The sequence below is a fragment of the Aminobacter ciceronei genome (assembly GCF_014138625.1).
In the GTDB taxonomy this organism is placed as follows: Bacteria; Pseudomonadota; Alphaproteobacteria; order Rhizobiales; family Rhizobiaceae; genus Aminobacter; species Aminobacter ciceronei.
Map to the genome: position 1 here is coordinate 308768 of NZ_JACJHY010000001.1, position 16512 is coordinate 325279.

At 64.3% G+C, this 16512-nt stretch carries 16 protein-coding genes; 10 read left to right on the plus strand and 6 right to left on the minus strand.

Going from position 1 to position 16512, the window contains the following annotated elements:
* Positions 1-30 precede the first annotated feature (30 nt).
* Positions 31-1122, minus strand: coding sequence for a glycosyltransferase family 4 protein (locus tag HNQ95_RS01430; protein ID WP_182573300.1), 1092 nt, complete (start codon positions 1120-1122; stop codon positions 31-33).
* A 252-nt stretch (positions 1123-1374) separates the two neighbouring features.
* Between HNQ95_RS01430 and HNQ95_RS01435 the strand changes: the two genes are divergently transcribed.
* The gene (locus tag HNQ95_RS01435; RefSeq protein WP_182573301.1) at positions 1375-1794 is read left to right on the plus strand and encodes an SH3 domain-containing protein; all 420 of its coding nucleotides are present in this window, start codon (positions 1375-1377) and stop codon (positions 1792-1794) included.
* 110 nt (positions 1795-1904) lie between these two features.
* Positions 1905-4958, plus strand: coding sequence for an excinuclease ABC subunit UvrB (gene uvrB, locus HNQ95_RS01440; RefSeq protein WP_182573302.1), 3054 nt, complete (start codon positions 1905-1907; stop codon positions 4956-4958).
* A gap of 38 nt (positions 4959-4996) precedes the next feature.
* Here the strand turns inward: uvrB and HNQ95_RS01445 are convergent, their stop codons facing one another.
* Positions 4997-5227, minus strand: a complete 231-nt coding sequence (locus tag HNQ95_RS01445) for a DUF1127 domain-containing protein (RefSeq protein WP_182573303.1) — start codon at positions 5225-5227, stop codon at positions 4997-4999.
* 151 nt (positions 5228-5378) lie between these two features.
* Here HNQ95_RS01445 and HNQ95_RS34145 point away from each other — a divergent pair, with 151 nt between their 5' ends.
* The 3 genes from HNQ95_RS34145 (at position 5379) to HNQ95_RS01460 (ending at position 6807) form a co-directional block, all read left to right on the plus strand.
* On the plus strand, positions 5379-5750 hold the full coding sequence (locus HNQ95_RS34145) for a LysR family transcriptional regulator (RefSeq protein ID WP_376769241.1): 372 nt from the start codon (positions 5379-5381) through the stop codon (positions 5748-5750).
* On the plus strand, positions 5678-6187 hold the full coding sequence (locus HNQ95_RS01455; RefSeq protein WP_182573305.1) for a type 2 periplasmic-binding domain-containing protein: 510 nt from the start codon (positions 5678-5680) through the stop codon (positions 6185-6187). The genes HNQ95_RS34145 and HNQ95_RS01455 overlap by 73 nt, the downstream gene beginning before the upstream one ends.
* A gap of 197 nt (positions 6188-6384) precedes the next feature.
* On the plus strand, positions 6385-6807 hold the full coding sequence (locus HNQ95_RS01460) for a VOC family protein (protein ID WP_067959564.1): 423 nt from the start codon (positions 6385-6387) through the stop codon (positions 6805-6807).
* A gap of 42 nt (positions 6808-6849) precedes the next feature.
* Here HNQ95_RS01460 and HNQ95_RS01465 read toward each other — a convergent pair whose 3' ends face one another.
* Positions 6850-7467 carry a glutathione S-transferase family protein gene (locus HNQ95_RS01465; RefSeq protein WP_182573306.1) on the minus strand — a complete coding sequence of 206 codons (618 nt, stop codon included), beginning with the start codon at positions 7465-7467 and terminating at the stop codon, positions 6850-6852.
* A 228-nt stretch (positions 7468-7695) separates the two neighbouring features.
* On the opposite strand from HNQ95_RS01465, the gene HNQ95_RS01470 reads away from it, so the two are divergent.
* The 3 genes from HNQ95_RS01470 to HNQ95_RS01480 all read left to right on the plus strand — a co-directional run bounded on the left by HNQ95_RS01470 (position 7696) and on the right by HNQ95_RS01480 (position 9471).
* Positions 7696-8127: a hypothetical protein gene (locus tag HNQ95_RS01470; RefSeq protein WP_182573307.1), complete on the plus strand. Its 432-nt coding sequence runs from the start codon at positions 7696-7698 to the stop codon at positions 8125-8127.
* Positions 8102-9079: a 4-hydroxy-tetrahydrodipicolinate synthase gene (dapA, locus tag HNQ95_RS01475; protein ID WP_182573308.1), complete on the plus strand. Its 978-nt coding sequence runs from the start codon at positions 8102-8104 to the stop codon at positions 9077-9079. Before HNQ95_RS01470 ends, dapA begins: the two co-directional genes overlap by 26 nt.
* 128 nt (positions 9080-9207) lie before the next feature.
* Positions 9208-9471, plus strand: a complete 264-nt coding sequence (locus tag HNQ95_RS01480; protein WP_182573309.1) for a hypothetical protein — start codon at positions 9208-9210, stop codon at positions 9469-9471.
* Positions 9472-9523: 52 nt separating this feature from the next.
* Here HNQ95_RS01480 and HNQ95_RS01485 read toward each other — a convergent pair whose 3' ends face one another.
* Positions 9524-9892 (minus strand): hypothetical protein, encoded by a 369-nt coding sequence (locus tag HNQ95_RS01485; protein WP_182573310.1) that lies wholly within the window; start codon positions 9890-9892, stop codon positions 9524-9526.
* 133 nt (positions 9893-10025) lie between these two features.
* On the minus strand, positions 10026-10511 hold the full coding sequence (locus tag HNQ95_RS01490; protein WP_246340515.1) for an Lrp/AsnC family transcriptional regulator: 486 nt from the start codon (positions 10509-10511) through the stop codon (positions 10026-10028).
* Between the two features lie 102 nt (positions 10512-10613).
* Here HNQ95_RS01490 and HNQ95_RS01495 point away from each other — a divergent pair, with 102 nt between their 5' ends.
* Positions 10614-11810, plus strand: coding sequence for a diaminopropionate ammonia-lyase (locus HNQ95_RS01495; RefSeq protein WP_182573312.1), 1197 nt, complete (start codon positions 10614-10616; stop codon positions 11808-11810).
* 87 nt (positions 11811-11897) lie between these two features.
* The gene (locus HNQ95_RS01500) at positions 11898-13253 is read left to right on the plus strand and encodes a serine hydrolase (protein ID WP_182573313.1); all 1356 of its coding nucleotides are present in this window, start codon (positions 11898-11900) and stop codon (positions 13251-13253) included.
* Positions 13254-13331: 78 nt separating this feature from the next.
* Here the strand turns inward: HNQ95_RS01500 and HNQ95_RS01505 are convergent, their stop codons facing one another.
* The gene (locus HNQ95_RS01505; protein ID WP_182573314.1) at positions 13332-16475 is read right to left on the minus strand and encodes an efflux RND transporter permease subunit; all 3144 of its coding nucleotides are present in this window, start codon (positions 16473-16475) and stop codon (positions 13332-13334) included.
* Positions 16476-16512 lie beyond the last annotated feature (37 nt).

Below are 16512 nucleotides of genomic sequence, written 5' to 3' on the forward strand. Positions count from 1 at the left end.
TTGCGTACAGCTGGCGCTTTCGGCCGGCCGTTACTTTTGCCGCCGCTTCTTGCTCGAGCGGCCGATGGCCAGGCGATAGATTCTGTCGATCTCGCCGACGATCCGCTTGGGGTCGAGCTGCCGTGCGATCTCCTGTCGCCCCGCCTGCCCGACGGCTCGACGCTGCGTCGCGTCGCGCAGGTCGAGTGCTGCCGCCGCCATGCCATCGACGTCGCCGACGGCGAAGCTCTGCTCCCTCGGCAAGAGGTCGACCATGTTGCCGACCCGCGTCGACAGAACAGGTAGCCCGGCCGCCATCGCCTCCAGCGGCGCGATCGGCGCCTGCTCGTCGCGCGAGGTCATCAGAAACAGGTCGAAGGCCGGCAGCAGCTCGAGCGCGTCGTTCCGCAGTCCCGGCAAATGGATTCGGCCCGTGAGCTCAGGCGCCGCGATCGCCGCGTCCCACTCAGCCATGATGTCGTTGCCCTGATTTGTCGAGCCGATGACCAGCAGTTCGGCGTCGACATCCTCGTCCAGCAGCTTGCGCAGCACGCGCACCATGTCGATCTGGTTCTTGCGCCCGCCGAGTTGGCCGACCGAGCCGATCAGGAACGCCTCGTCGCGAATACCGAGGGCAGCGCGAGCCCGCGCCCGCGAGGCGACCGACACCGGCTCGATCCGGCCGACGTCGAACATGTTGGGCAGCAGGTGGATGTGCCGGCGCGAAACCAGCCAGTGCTTGACGTAATAGTCCACCGTCCACTGGCTCAGCCCGATGACCTCATGGGCAAACAGCCATGGCAGCTGGTACTGGCGCGCATGCGCCGTCATCACGATCGGCGTGCCGGCCGCGCAGCGGAACACCAGCCCGAACTTGTTGCCGCGGCTGCCATGGCAGTGCACCACGTCCTCGCCCCAATCGCGGATGGCATAGCCGACGCGGCGGATTTCCCTGGGCGTCGTGGCGAAGTTCGATCCCATCATCCGGACCGGGCCGTCGAAATGCTGATGCTCGATCCACGAACCCAGCGAATGCACCAGCATCACCTCGTGCCCGGCGTCGAGCTGGGCCTGGATCAGGATCCTGGAACTGGTGGCGACGCCATTGAGCGCGCCATGGCCGACAAGATGCGCGATCTTCATAGCGCCGATGTCTGCTGCGGAAAGTGGATCGGAAAGGTCATCTGGCGTCCGGGTCAGGAACTGAGTGCACGCTCTCTAACATCCCGCGACGATCAGGCAAACACGGCTTATGGACGCCACCTCGCCGCGCCCCCACCTCTTGCCGCCTTGTTACCCAGGCATAAAGCATGATGCCTTCAGCACACTGGCGCGCGCAACAATTGCCAGTAATCTCAAGCAGTTCGCAATGAACCGGGTCTGGAGGGACTGTCCATGATGCTTCGAAGACTTGCCACCACTGCCGCCTTGCTGGCCGGGTTGATGGCGTTGCCTGCCGGTGCGATCGCCGCCGAAGCCTACACCACCGGCAACGTCAACGTCCGCAGCGGCCCCGGCACTGGCTATGCCAGGGTCGGCATGCTCTACGAGGGCACGCGCGTCGACCTGCGCGGCTGCGACGGCAACTGGTGCAACGTCTACGGCCCGCGCCTGCGCGGCTGGGTCTCGGCCAACTATCTCGACGAATATGTCGGTCGTCCGCCGGCCGTGGTCGTCGCGCCCACCATCATCGTGCGGCCACCGCACTGGAATCGCCCTCCTCACTGGAATCGCCCGCCCAAGCCACGGCCGCCAAGGCCACGCCCGCCCGGCGCCAACTGCAAGATCGCGCCCGGCTTTCCCTGCCCAAGGTGACAACCTCCTGACAGCCTGATGTCAGGAGCCGAATTACCTCTCCATGCGGGTGCCGGCTTTCCGGCATCCGCGCCCTTTCCATTTTTGCCGAGACCGCCCATATTTCGCTCATGGCCAAATCTCCTGACAAGAAATCGCCCGCTTCGGGAAGCGACAACCGTGCCACACAGCGCAAGCGCGGCGGCAATGGCGTAACCGACTTCCTCGACGCTTCCGAGCCGTTGCATCGCCCCGGTTTCGGCGAAGCGCCGCAGGCCGCGTTCTCGGGCGCACCGCTGTCCGGTTCGATTTCGGATTGGGCCGAAGAGATTGCCCGCGAGGCTGAGAAGCCCCAGCCCAAGGCCAAGAAAATCCCGGAGAAGAGCTCGGCCCCGACCCGTTCGGCGCGTGGCACCTCGATGGGCGGTGCTGCCTCCGCCAAGGAGCGTGCCGCCGCCGGTCTCAACCCTGTCGCCGGCCTCGACATTTCGTTGGAGGACGCGGCGTCGCTGTCCAACTCCGGCGTCACCGCCACCGTCGCGGCGCTCTCGGCCCTGATCGAGAGCGGCAACCCGCTGCACAAGAACGGCGAGATCTGGGTTCCCCACCGCCCCGCTCGACCGGAAAAATCCGAAGGTGGCATCCAGATCGTCATGCAGTCGGAATTCGAGCCGGCTGGCGATCAGCCGACCGCCATCAAGGACCTCGTCGAGGGCGTCGACAATGCCGACCGCACCCAGGTGCTGCTCGGCGTCACCGGCTCCGGCAAGACCTTCACCATGGCCAAGGTGATCGAGCAGACGCAGCGCCCGGCGCTGATTCTCGCGCCCAACAAGACGCTGGCAGCCCAGCTCTATGCCGAGTTCAAGAAGTTCTTCCCCGACAACGCGGTCGAGTATTTCGTCTCCTATTACGACTACTACCAGCCCGAGGCCTACGTCCCGCGCACCGACACCTATATCGAGAAGGAATCGACCATCAACGAGCAGATCGACCGCATGCGCCATTCGGCGACGCGCTCGCTGCTCGAACGTGACGACGTCATCATCGTCGCCTCGGTCTCCTGCATCTACGGTATCGGCTCGGTCGAGACCTACACGGCAATGACCTTCCAGATGCAGGTCGGCGACCGCCTCGATCAGCGCCAGTTGCTCGCCGACCTCGTCGCCCAGCAATACAAGCGCCAGGACATCAATTTCGTCCGCGGCTCGTTCCGTGTCCGCGGCGACACCATCGAGATCTTCCCCGCCCACCTGGAAGACTCGGCATGGCGCATCTCGCTGTTCGGTGACGAAATCGATGCCATCACCGAGTTCGATCCGCTCACCGGCCAGAAGACCGGCGACCTCAAGTCGGTCAAGATCTACGCCAATTCGCACTATGTGACGCCGCGACCGACCTTGAATCAGGCCATCAAGTCGATCAAGGAAGAGCTGCAGCATCGCCTGCAAGAGCTTGAAAAGGCTGGCCGCCTGCTTGAAGCCCAGCGCCTGGAACAGCGCACCCGCTTCGACCTGGAGATGCTGGAAGCGACTGGCTCCTGCGCCGGCATCGAAAACTATTCGCGCTATCTCACCGGCCGCCGCCCTGGCGATCCGCCGCCGACGCTGTTCGAGTACATCCCCGACAATGCGCTCGTCTTCATCGACGAAAGCCACGTCACCGTGCCCCAGATCGGCGGCATGTACCGGGGCGACTTCAGGCGAAAGGCGACGCTGGCCGAATACGGCTTCCGCCTGCCCTCCTGCATGGACAATCGGCCGCTGCGTTTCGAGGAATGGGACGCCATGCGCCCGCTCTCGGTCGCCGTGTCGGCGACGCCGGGCAACTGGGAGATGGAAGAGGCTGGCGGTGTCTTTGCCGAGCAGGTCATCCGCCCGACCGGCCTGATCGACCCGCCGGTCGAGGTGCGCCCGGCCAAGAATCAGGTCGACGACGTCGTCGGCGAGATCCGTGCCACCACCCAGGCCGGCTACCGCACGCTGGTCACTGTGCTGACCAAGCGCATGGCCGAGGACCTGACCGAATACCTGCACGAGAACGGCGTCCGCGTCCGTTACATGCACTCCGACATCGACACGCTGGAGCGCATCGAGATTCTTCGCGACCTGCGCCTTGGCGCTTTTGACGTGCTGGTCGGCATCAACCTTTTGCGCGAAGGCCTTGATATTCCCGAATGCGGTTTCGTCGCCATTCTCGATGCCGACAAGGAGGGTTTCCTCCGCTCGGAAACCTCGCTGATCCAGACCATCGGCCGCGCGGCTCGTAACGTCGACGGCAAGGTCATCCTCTACGCCGACCAGATCACCGGCTCGATGGAGCGCGCAATGGCCGAGACCACGCGCCGTCGCGAAAAGCAGATGGTGTGGAACGAAGCCAACGGCATTACGCCAGAGAGCGTCAAGTCACGCATTTCCGACATCCTCGACTCGGTCTACGAGAAGGATCACGTCCGCGCCGACATCTCGCAATTCACCGACGGTGCCGGTGCCATGATGGGCAACAATCTGAAGGCCCATCTCGAAGCGCTCGACAAGCAGATGCGCAACGCCGCCACCGACCTCGATTTCGAGAAGGCCGCCCGCATCCGCGACGAGATCAAGCGCCTGCGCGACATGGAGCTCGCCATTTCGGACGATCCGCTGGCGCGCGAGGTCGAGGGCCAAAGCCCCGCTTCCGGCCGCGAGAAAGGCAAGCACAACAAGGGCGTCGCCAAGCACCGCACGGTCGAGGAACAGGAGCGTTTCCGCAAGCTGGACGAGGCCCGCGCCGCCGAGGAAGCGGCCAAGGCTGCCCGCCCGAACCTGTTCCGCAAGCCGAAGCTCGACGAGATGGGCGCCGACGGTACGGTTCCCGCAGGCAAGTCGCTGTTTGCCAAGCCTCACATCGACGACATGGGACCAGGCACCGACATGACCACGCCCGCCGGCGCGGTCTCGCGGTCGCTGTTCAAGAAGCAGTCGGCCGCCGAAGCCCACGGCTCCGATTACGGCGTCCCTGACGACGGCAAGTCGCTGTTCAGGAAGAACGACCTCGACGAGATGACCGTCCGCCGCACTGAAAAGCCGGTCGAAGGCGTCAAGCCGATCAAGCGCGCCAAGATCGGCGCCGGCTCCTACGAGGATCCGGCCGAAGCCGCGCGTGCGAAAAAGAAGCCGGGGAAGTCAGGACGGCCGGGGAAGTGAGCAAGCGCAGTTTCACTGCCGGCGACAAAGAACCATAGCTAGCACGGCTCATTGTCCTGATGCTCATCCGGTCGATGCCGCACCAGCCAATCGATATTGCCGCGCGAGATGCAGAGATCCTTCAAGGCGGCATCGTCCAGGCGCGACAGTCTCCGCGCAGCACGCCATTCGCGTAAGGTCGACGCCGCCGAACTGACTGATACCAGGATGGCGCGGGCGAGCATGCCGCCATAGGGGGTCTTGCCTTGATTTTCGATCATGGTCGTCATGGCCGGTCTCCAGGGAATGGGAACAGGCTAGCGACCCGACTGGCATAATGGAAACGAATGTATATTATGGCCTCGATAAGAAGTTCTTATGCCAAACAACATCGATATCGCGTTGCTGAGAGCATTCCTGGCCGTGGTCGACACCGGCGGGATGACCAGTTCGGCCAAGGTACTCAACCTCACACAGGCAGCCGTAAGCCAGCAGGTGAAGCGGCTCGAAGACTGTTTCGGCTGCGCCCTCTTCGAACGCGACCGCAAGGGCCTGAAGCTGACGCCAACGGGCCAGCGCCTTGTCGTTCAGGCGCGCCGCCTTGTCCGCAACAATGACGAGGTCTGGTCGGCGATGAACGAAGCCGAATTCGAGGGAGAAATCCGTCTCGGCATGCCTTCCGATTTCGTCCGCTGCTTCGCGCACCGATCCTCAGGCAATTCGACCAGGCTTGGCCCCGCGTGCGGGTGTCCCTTGTCTGCGGCTCAAGCCAGCGCCTGCTTGAAAAGCTCGACGGCGGCGAAGTCGACTTGACCTTCGCGGTGGAGAAAAAATGTGGCCACAATGGCGAGACGCTACTATCTGACCCACTGGTCTGGGTCGGTGCCAAGGGTGGCCAGGCCTTCGAACGCGATCCCCTGCCGATATCGACGGACGACGAAACCTGTTTCCTCAGGCCCTTCGCGCTCAAGGCTCTGGCAGACCATGGGCGCGTCTGGCGCTGGGTCTGCGAAGACAGCAATTTCGATCCCATCCTGGCGACACTCGACGCCGATATTGCGGTAGCACCGCTGCTGGCCTCGACCATACCGCCGGGTTTTGAAGTTCTGGGCGAGCGGCATGGGCTGCCGTCCTTGCCAAGCTTCTGGATCAATCTCTATCAGCCGCATGCTGGGCCGACGCGCCTCTCGGCAGAATTGGCAGTGCACATACGCGACGTGGTCGGCACCCGTTCGCAGTTGGTAGCGTGATCCAGGTCGTTGTTTGCAACGGAGCCGCACGCTTTCAGCCTACTTCGGCTCCGATACAAAAGAATCTCGCCGACCATGTCGGATGTGGCGGTCGCCGCTCGTCCTTGCAGTGAGGCATCGGCCGACGGCGGCTACGGATGTCCTGAAATGCGCCACCGCAAGTGGCAATCGGCTCAAGCGAGGAACGGAGACAACTGATGTCGGAAGCTCAAGCATACCCTGCCCCGAAGGTCCTTGGTGGCCTGATCGCCTACTTGCAGGTCGACGGCGCCTTCAAGGCGGCCGAGTTCTACAAACGTGCCTTCGGCGCCGAGCAGGTCTTCGCCTACCCCGCCGATGAGCAGGGCCGGACCATGCACTGCCACCTCTACATCAATGGCTCGTCGCTGATGCTGAACGATGCTTATCCCGAACACGGCCATGCGCACGAGAAGGCGCAGGGCTACGTCATGCAGCTCATCCTCGGCGACGACATCGATGCCTGGTGGAAGCGCGCCGTCGATGCCGGCTGCGAAGTGGTCGTGCCGCTCGACATCATGTTCTGGGGCGACCGCTGGGGCCAGCTGCGCGATCCGTTCGGCGTCGCCTGGGCGATGAACGCGCCGGTCAAGCCGGCCTGACAGTCCTAAACCACGCTGCGCGCCGCCAAGGCGCGCAGCGACCTACCGGTCGTGCGTCTCGCCCGACAAGGGTGTCGCCAGCATCGACGGACGTTGCTCGAACGCGTCGAACCAGGCCGTCAGCCGCGCCCGCCCGCGAAACGACGGAAGCTCGCGAAACGCCATCCACGACAGCGCCGTCGCCACCGCGATGTGCCCGACATTGAGCGGCGCATCGGCATCGATGGCACCCTCAAGCCAGTCGTAGCTCGCCTCGATCTTGTCGCTGTAGCCCTCGGCAAGGGGCTGATAGCGCAGATGCTCGGGCCGCCGTTCCGTCTCCCAGCGCAGGCCGATGCCCGCCTGCGCCAGCCCCTGCGCCACTGCCTGCAGCCGCAGGGCCCGCCAGCGCGCCTCGCCCGCCTCAGGAATCAGCTTCGCACCGTCATGCAACGTGTCGAAATAGGCGCAGATGACGTCGGAATCGAAGATCGGCTCGCCGCCGTCGCGCAAAAGCACCGGCACCTTCCCGAGCGGGTTTTCGGCGTAGACACGCGCATTGCGCAGGGTCGGGCTTGTCTCGTGGTGGATCACCTCCAGCCGGTCGACGATGCCGGCCTCTTGGGCGAACACCAGCGCCTTGCGGGCGAAAGGCGAATGCGTCTGGTAAAAAAGGATCATCGTTTTCCCATGCAGGCTGGCGCCAGTTAGCTACGCCGTTCTAGCCTGCACGCAGCGAGAATTGCGCTCTCATTGGCGCACGCTGGCGCAACTTCGTTGCACGCCTGCCTGCCGTTTCGATACGTTTCCGCATATGGCAACAGGCCGCTTCGTCCCTATGCGATTCATATAAAGCAGCCCGCTTCCCTCTCTCGAATTCACATGGCGCGGAGGACTATCTCTTCCGTCATGAAGCCGGAAACCATCGCAGCCCTGATCGACCGTGTCGCCGACGTCAGGATCCTCCGCGAGCACCACGTCTGGGCAGCCGCCGAAATTCTCGGCTTCGATGACCTCGACAGCACGATGCGCCGCAAGTTCAGGGCGCTGATGGAAGCCGACGCGCTGCTCGACGCGGTGCTGTTGCTTGCCGCGAGCGCCGACCCGCCGAGATCGGTCGGAAACGTCAGGAATCAGAGAGGACACTGGGTCTGTACCGTGCGCTGCGACGCAGCCGGCAACAGACGAACCGCCACGGCCGAACACGCCGATTTCGCCGCCGCCGTTCTTGCGTCACTGCTGGCCAGCCTCCAGCAGCCGACTGTGGCGCACCGCCACCGCCCCCCTTCCCACCAGCATGATGGATCTTCCAGCCATGAACACCAACGCCACGCACAATGACCAGCTTCGCGGTCGCCTTTTCGGCGCCATTTCAGCGCTGCCGACACCTTTCAGGGACGGTGAAGTCGACCTGAAAAGCCTCGCAGCTTTTGTCGACTGGCAGATATCAGAAGGCATCAACGGCCTCGTTCCCTGCGGCACCACGGGCGAAGCCCCGACGCTGTCCTGGCATGAACGCATCATGGTGATCCGCAAGACGGTCACAGTGGCGAACGGGCGCGTTCCGGTCATCCCGGGCACTGGTACCAACAGCACCGAATCGACGATCGCATTCACCGCCGCGGCGCGCGATTTCGGCGCCGATGCCGTGCTGGTCGTCACGCCCTATTACAACCGGCCGAGCCAGGCCGGCATCGTCAGGCATTTCGAGTCCATCGCCGCCAAGGTCGACACTCCTATCATCGTCTACAACGTGCCGGGCCGCACCGGCGTCGACCTGACACCTGCCACCATCGAGCGGCTGGCCGACATACCCAACATCGTCGGCTTCAAGGACGCGACCGGCGACCTGTCGCGCCCAATGGCGTTCGCCCAAAGGTTCGGCGAGCGCTTCGTCTGGCTGTCCGGCCACGACGCCACCGCCTTCGGCTTCAACACCATGGGCGGCAGTGGCACCATCTCGGTGGTTTCCAACATCGCGCCGCGCCTGTGCGCTGCCATGCACAACGCCTGCCGCATCGGCGACCCGCACGCCGCCCGCGTCATCAACAACCGCCTGCGCCCGCTCATTGCGGCACTCGAACTGGAAGTCAACCCGGTGCCGGTCAAGCATGCGCTTCACCTGATGGACAAGATGGCATCGGACGTCCGGCTGCCCCTGGTCGAGGTCGAACCGAATACTGCATCCGCTATCAGCGACAACCTGTCGGTGCTCGACGCGCAGGCCCCCTCGCGCGCGCTCCGTTCCGTCCGGATGGCCGCCCGCGCGGCCCCCAACGCCAGGCATTTATGAGATTTGAATTTCTTCGTCCCGCGCCGCCAATCGAATTCATATGGCGAGGGCATCACATCGTGAAATGCAACGAACCTCTCGAGAGACGGCAGCACCGTTCCCGGGAACTTCAAGAAAGGCACGACATCATGGGTACTCTTGCTCGCGACATCCATCCGGCGCTTCACGCCCACCGCTTCATGGTCGGCCGCGACCCGCAGGGGCGCTGGGTCGTCAGCGACGAACTGGGCATGGTCGGCGGCATCTTTGCCGACAAGGATTCGGCGGTCCGCTTCGCCCTGGCCGAAAGCGACCATATGCCGGGCGCGGTATTCTGCGCGCCTTGCGAGGTCACGCTCAACATCGAGCCGATCTCGGCTCACGAAACCGCAGCCGGCACCGGCCACCACTAGCCCTGGAGCAGTAGCTCCAATGTGCGAATTCACGCCTCCCGCCTAAGCGTGTTCAATGACCCTCATGGCTGCCCCCTCCGGGGCTGCCGGCGGGAAAGGAGCACGGCGCCATGGCAGGTCTCAGCACATTCGCCTTCGCGGCAGGCATCCTCGGAACAGTAGTGGCATTCTCGGTCGCCGATGTGGCACCGATGGTATCAGCCCCAGGTGACCCGGCAGGCCTGTCCCGCAACGATGACCTCATTCTGATCGGCAGCAGGTCGGTCACCGTCTCGAAGTCGACAAGCAAATCCAGCTCGCGCTCGAAAAGCTGCTCCAACGGCAGTTGCACCACCAACAGCGACTCCCAGAGCAATACGGGTACCAGTTCCTCGACAAGCACCTCGACGAGTACCAACTCTTCGAGCAACTCGAACACCAATTCGAACTGATCCGATATCGCTCCATTCAGTTTTCAATGCCGATCCCCAGCACCTCACAGACCCGCTCCGGCGGGTCTCTTTTTTCGCCCATCGGGCCGTTGGGATTCAGATCAAGTCGGCCTCATGGGAATATCAAGCACCCAGCGGTACCGTCAGCCCGGCCTTGACCCGGTCCATCGCCACCAGCGTGCGGAACTTCTTGATGTTGGGATTGGCGAAGAAAAGCCGCCGCGTCAGCGCCTCATATTCGGCCATGCTGGCCACCGTCACCACCAGCACGAAATCCGCCTCGCCGGTGACGTAGTAGCATTGCTGCACCTCGGGTGCCGCACCAAAACTTGCCTTGGTGGCATCGAGCAGGCCGATCTGCTCGCTCTCGATGGAAATCTCGACGATGATGGTGATCGGCCGCCCGACCTTGTCGGGGTCGACGACAGCGACGTTGGCCGCGATGACGCCCCCCTCCTCCATACGCTTGATGCGCCGCTGCACCGCCGGCGCCGACAAATGCACCGCCTCGCCGATCTCGCGCTGCGGCGTTGCATTGTCGCGTTGCAGAATATCGAGGATCTTCAGGTCGAAATCGTCGAGCTCGACAGCTTTGCCGACATTCCTCAAGACATCGTCCCCGCGATACAAACTTGCACAAAACTGGCCAGATAAGAGCGCATTTCTCATGACCGGTGCAATATGAATGCGTCGATCGAGGAGATATCGCCCATGCTTATCCGCAACCAGCACGCCGACTATCGCAAGCCGCTCGAAGCGGTCGATGCGGAAACGCTTGGTATCGAAGCCGCCGAGACGGTCGAACGCTTCCTGTCGCACCGGCCCAACCATCGCCCGACTCCGCTTCGCTCGCTGCCGGCGCTGGCCCGGGAACTTGGCATCGGCGCCGTCCATCTGAAGGACGAGGGTTTTCGCCTCGGCCTCGGCAGCTTCAAGGCCCTCGGCGGCGCCTATGCCGTCATTCGCCTCGTGCTGGAGGCGGCGGAAGCGCGGCTCGGCCGTCCGGTCGCCATCGCCGAACTGCACAGCCCCGAAGTGGCAAAAATCTCCGCCGCCATGACTTTCGGCTGCGCCACCGACGGCAACCACGGCCGCTCGGTCGCACAAGGGGCGCAGCTTGTCGGAGCGCGCTCGGTGATCTTCGTCCATGGCGGGGTCAGCGACGCGCGCGTTGCGGCCATCGCCCGCTACGGCGCTGTGATGGAGCGCGTCGCCGGCACCTATGACGACTCGGTCGCCGAGGCGGCGCGGGTCTGCGAGGCCAATGGCTGGACCGTCGTCTCCGACACCTCCTGGCCCGGCTACGAGCGCATCCCGGGCCTAGTCATGCAGGGTTACACGGCGATCTTCCGCGAAGCCCTCGAAAAGCTGCCTGAAGCGCCGACCCATGTCTTCATCCAGGCCGGCGTCGGCGGCATCGCCGCTGCCGCTGCCGGCTATCTCGCCAACCGCTATGGCGAGGCGCGCCCGACCTTCGTCGTCGTCGATCCCGCCCGCGCCGCCTGCATCTTCGAGACCGCGCGGCAAGGCAAACCGGTCAAGATCGCCCATGGCGAACCGACCGTCATGGCGATGCTCGAATGCTACGAGCCGTCGCAGGTCGCCTGGCGCGTGCTGTCGCGCGTCGCCGATGCCTTCATGACCGTCGAGGACGAGACAGCCGTCGAAGTTATGAACCTGCTTGCCCGCCCCTTCGACCATGATCCCGTGGTGGTCGCGGGCGAAAGCGGCGGCGCCGGCCTCGCCGGCCTGCTCGTCGCCGCGCGTGACGCCGACATGCGCGCCACTATCGGCCTCGACGCACATTCGCGCGTCCTGCTCGTCATCACCGAGGGTGCCACCGACCCCGACCGCTACCGCGAGCTCGTCGGCCTGACACCGGGAGATATTGCCATCGCTGGGAAGTGACGCGCGGCAGCGCTTCATCGCGCCATGCTAGTGCAATGTCCGCCGCCTATCAGCGATTATCCAGTCTGATATGAGGGCACGTCCGAGATGACCTTTTCTGCCGCGGCAGTTTCCTCCAACCCGCACTTTCCATCCCCGGCCGAGATCAAGCGCATCCTCGTTGAGCGCATCGACCAGCAGCGCCAGAGCGTCGGCATCGTCGTCGGCACTTTCGGCCCGGAGGGCCGCGTCATCGTCTCGCATGGCAATTTCGGCGCCTTCTACGCCCGCCCGGTCGACGCCGACACCGGCTTCGAGATCGGCTCGATCACCAAGGTCTTCACCACGCTGCTGCTCGCCGAGATGGCTGGGCGCGGCGAGGTCGGGCTCGACGACCCGGTCGCCATGCATCTGCCAGCCACCGTCCATATGCCGACGCGCGACGGCTGCGAGATCACCCTGACCGACCTCGCCACCCACACCTCCGGCCTGCCACGTCTGCCCGAAAACATGGCACCGGCCGACGACGACAATCCGTATGCCGACTATTCCGTCGATCAGATGTACGCGTTCCTGTCGGCCTACGAACTGCCGCGCGCCATCGGCAGCCAGTACGAATACTCCAATCTCGGAATGGGCCTGCTCGGCCATGCGTTGTCACGCCGGGCCGGTCTGAGTTATGGCGCGCTGGTGCGCGAGCGCATCCTTGCTCCGCTCAACATGCGCTCCACCGCCGATACGCCGGCCGTCTACATGAAGTCGCGCCTGGCCAATGGCCACGACGCCCAGTTGATGCCGGTGCTGAACTGGGACCTGCCGACGCTCGCCGGCGCCGGCGCCATGTTGTCGACCGCCGACGACATGCTGAACTTCGTCGAGATGCTGGTGGATGCGCCCGCTTCGCCGCTTCATGCGGCCCTTGCCACCACCTTGGCCATCCGTCGCCCGTCCGGCGCCGAAGGCGACGAGACCGGGCTCGGCTGGGTCATCTCGGGAAGTGGCGACGACCAGGTCATCTGGCACAATGGCGGCACCGGCGGCTATCGCTCCTATCTCGGCTTCATGCCGGCCAAGAGTGTCGGGGTTGTAGCCCTTTCCAACACCTCGACCGAAGCCGGCGTCGACGACATCGGCCGACACCTGCTCGACAGCAAGAACCCGCTCGCCGAACCGCCAAGAGAACGTGTCGCCATCACGCTCGATCCGGCGATCTACGACCGTTATGTCGGCGTCTACAGTCTGGCCCCGGAGTTCGAGATCGCCATCACCCGCGAAGGCTCAAGCCTTTTCGCCCAGGCGACCGGCCAGGGCCGCCACGAGATTTTTGCCGAGAACGACAGCCAGTTCTTCCTCAAGGTCGTCAACGCCCAGCTCAGCTTCGACGTCGGCGCCGACGGCCGTACCACCAGCATGACGCTGCACCAGAACGGTATCGACCAGCGGGCGCCGAAGGTGGCGCCCTAACCACGACGGCCTGCCCAAACGAACACCGGCCCCTGCATGCGGCAGGAGCCGGTTGAAAGCTCAGCGCTTGGCTCGCGACTATTCCGCCGCCAGCGCCGGGTGCTGAACGATCGCAGCGGTGTTTTCGCCCTTCGCCGCGAGCGGTTCGGCCGGCTTGGTCTTCGGCTCACGGCCAAAGAACAGCGCATAGCCGGCCGGCAGCACCAGGATGGTCAGCAAGGTGGCGACCAGGATGCCGCCCATCATCGAATAGGCGAGCGGGCCCCAGAACACGCCCCAGGAAATCGGGATCAGCGCCAGCACCGCCGTCATCGCCGTCAGAACGATCGGCCGGAAGCGGCGCACGGCAGCGCCAATGATCGCCTCTGAGCGCTCCATGCCCGCCGCGATGTCCTGGTCGATCTGGTCGACGAGGATGATCGAGTTGCGGATGATGATGCCGAGCAGCGCGATGACGCCGAGGATCGCCACGAAGCCGAACGGCGCGCCTGAGATCAACAATGCCGCAGCGGCCCCGATGATGCCGAGCGGACCTGTCGCCAGCACCAGCATTGCCTTGCCGAAGTGCTGCAATTGCACCATCAACAAAAGCACGATGACGAGCAACATCACCGGCGCCTTGGCGGCGATCGAGGCCTGGCTTTCGGCCGCGTCCTCGGCACCGCCCTGGATCTCGACCTTGTAGCCGGGAGCCAGGCCGTCGCGCAGCGGCTTGAGATCGGCATAGAGCTTCATCGCCACGTCGTTGGGCTGGATGTGGTCGGGCAGCGTCGCCCTGACCGTGATCGTCGGCAGGCGGTCGCGGCGCCATTCGATGCCCTGCTCCATGACAGGCACCACCTTGGCCACCTGCGACAGCGGCACGAACCCACCAAAGTCGGTCGGAATATAGACCGAGTTGACCGCCGTCAGAAGGTGACGGTTGGCCTCCGGCTCGCGGGCGACGATCGATACCGTCTCCTCGCCGTCGCGGAAATTGTCGAGCGGCGCGCCCTGCATCGTTGCCTGCAGCATCTGGCGGATGCGTTGCGACGATACGCCAAGCGCCCGCGCCCTGTCCTGATCGACCACCAGCTTCATCGCCGGCACCTGTTCCAGCCAGTCGTCATGGATGGCGCCGAGTTCCGGCGTCGCCGCGAACTTGGCCTTCACCTCGTCGGCGATGCGGCGCACTTCGGCCCGGTCTGGCCCCATGACGCGCAGCTGCACCGGCCAGCCTGTCGGCGGTCCGAGGAACAGGCGATCGACCTTGCCGCGGATCGAGGGGAAATCCTCGGCCAGGATGGTGCGCAGCTTGGTGATCAGTCGTTCGCGCGCCGGCTCGTCATTGGCCATGATCAGAAGCTGGGCATAGTTCGGGTTGCGCAGCTGCTGGTCCAGCGGCAGGAAGAAGCGCGGCGCGCCCTCGCCGACATAGGTGGCGATGAACTTCTTGTCGGGGTCGTCCATCATGCGCTTTTCCAGCGCCTGGGCCTGCTTTTCGACCTCCTTGATGCTGGTGCCCTCGGGCAGCCACAGGTCGACGAGAATTTCCGGCCGCGACGACTGCGGGAAGAAGTTCTGCGGGATGAACTGGAAGGCAAACAGCGAGCCGAAGAAGGTCACCAGCGTCATGACAAGCACGATGATGCGGTGGCGCACGGCCCAGCTCACCGTCGCGCGCAGGCGGCGGTAGAAGTTGGTATCGAAGGCATCGTGATGACTGCCGGCATGCTTGCGCTGCTTCAGGATCATGTTGCCGAGCCATGGCGTGAAATAGACGGCCACGAACCACGAGATGACGAGGGCGATACCGACGACATAGAACAGCGAGCGCACATATTCACCCGCCGTGGATTCGGCGAAGCCGACGGGAATGAAGCCTGCCGTGGTGATCAGCGTGCCCGTCAGCATCGGGAACGCCGTCGAGGAATAGGCAAATGACGCCGCCTCGACCTTGACCAGCCCCTCCTCGAGCTTTCGCTCCATCATCTCGACGACGATCATCGCATCGTCGACGAGCAGGCCAAGCGCAATGATCAGTGCGCCGAGCGAGATGCGCTGCAGGTCGATGCCCAGCTGGTACATGACAGCGAAGGTGGCGGCGAGCACCAGCGGTATGGTGATCGCGATGACCAGGCCCGAGCGCCAGCCAATCGACAGGAACGACACCACCAGCACGATCAGCAGCGCCTCGATCAGCGCCTTCATGAACTCGCCGATGGCTTCCTTGACCACTTCCGGCTGATTGGAGATCTGGTCGACCGACACGCCGTAAGGTAGCGATTCCTCGAAACGCTTGTAGGTCTCTTCGACAGCCTTGCCGACGTCGGTGACCTTGAAGCCCTTGGCCATCACCACGCCGACCTGGACGCTGTCCTGGCCGTTGTAGCGGAACTTGCGCTGGTAGGGATCCTCAAGACCCGATGTCACCGTGGCGATGTCGCCGAGGCGGGTGACCTGGTTGCCGGCGCGCAGTCGCAGCTCGCGGATATCGGCCGTCTTGGACAGGTCGCCCTCGACCGAGATGCGCACCGAATGCGTGCCGGTGTCGACAGCACCCGCCGGGTCGATGTTGTTCTGCCCGGCGATGGTGTTGCGCACGTCGTTCAGCGTCAGGCCGCGTTCGGCCAATGCCTTGGACGAGACGTCGATATAGATGCGCTGCGGCTGGTCGCCGAGGATGACGGCCTTTTCGACGCCGGGCGTCGTCAGCAGCATGTCGCGTGCCTTGATCGCCAGCGTCTTCAGTTCGGGATAGCTGTAGCCCTCGCCCGCGATCGAGTGCAGCGTGATGAAGGTATCGCCAAACTCGTCGTTGAAATAGGGTCCGAGCAGGCCTTGCGGCAGCTCGCTCGAGATGTCGCCGACCTTCTTGCGCACCTGATAGAAGGCGTCCTTCACCTCGGCGGTGTCGGTGTCGCCCTTGACCTGCACGGTGATGATGGCGCTGCCGGCGCGCGTGTAGGACTTGACCCAGTCGAGATGCGGCGTTTCCTGCAGCTTGCGCTCGATCTTGTTGACGACCTGGTCCTGCATCTCCTCGATCGAGGCGCCCGGCCACACTGCCTGCACCACCATGACGCGGAAGGTGAATTCCGGATCCTCACTCTGGCCCATGCGCATCAGGCCGAGCGCACCGGTGATGATGATCAGCCCGAACAGGAAGCGTGCGATGCTCGGATGTCCGATCGCCCAACGTGACAGGTTGAAGGGCTGCTTGTCCTGGCTGGAATTGTCCATGGCCGTGGTTCCGATAAGGCGCACGCGGCCGGTATCC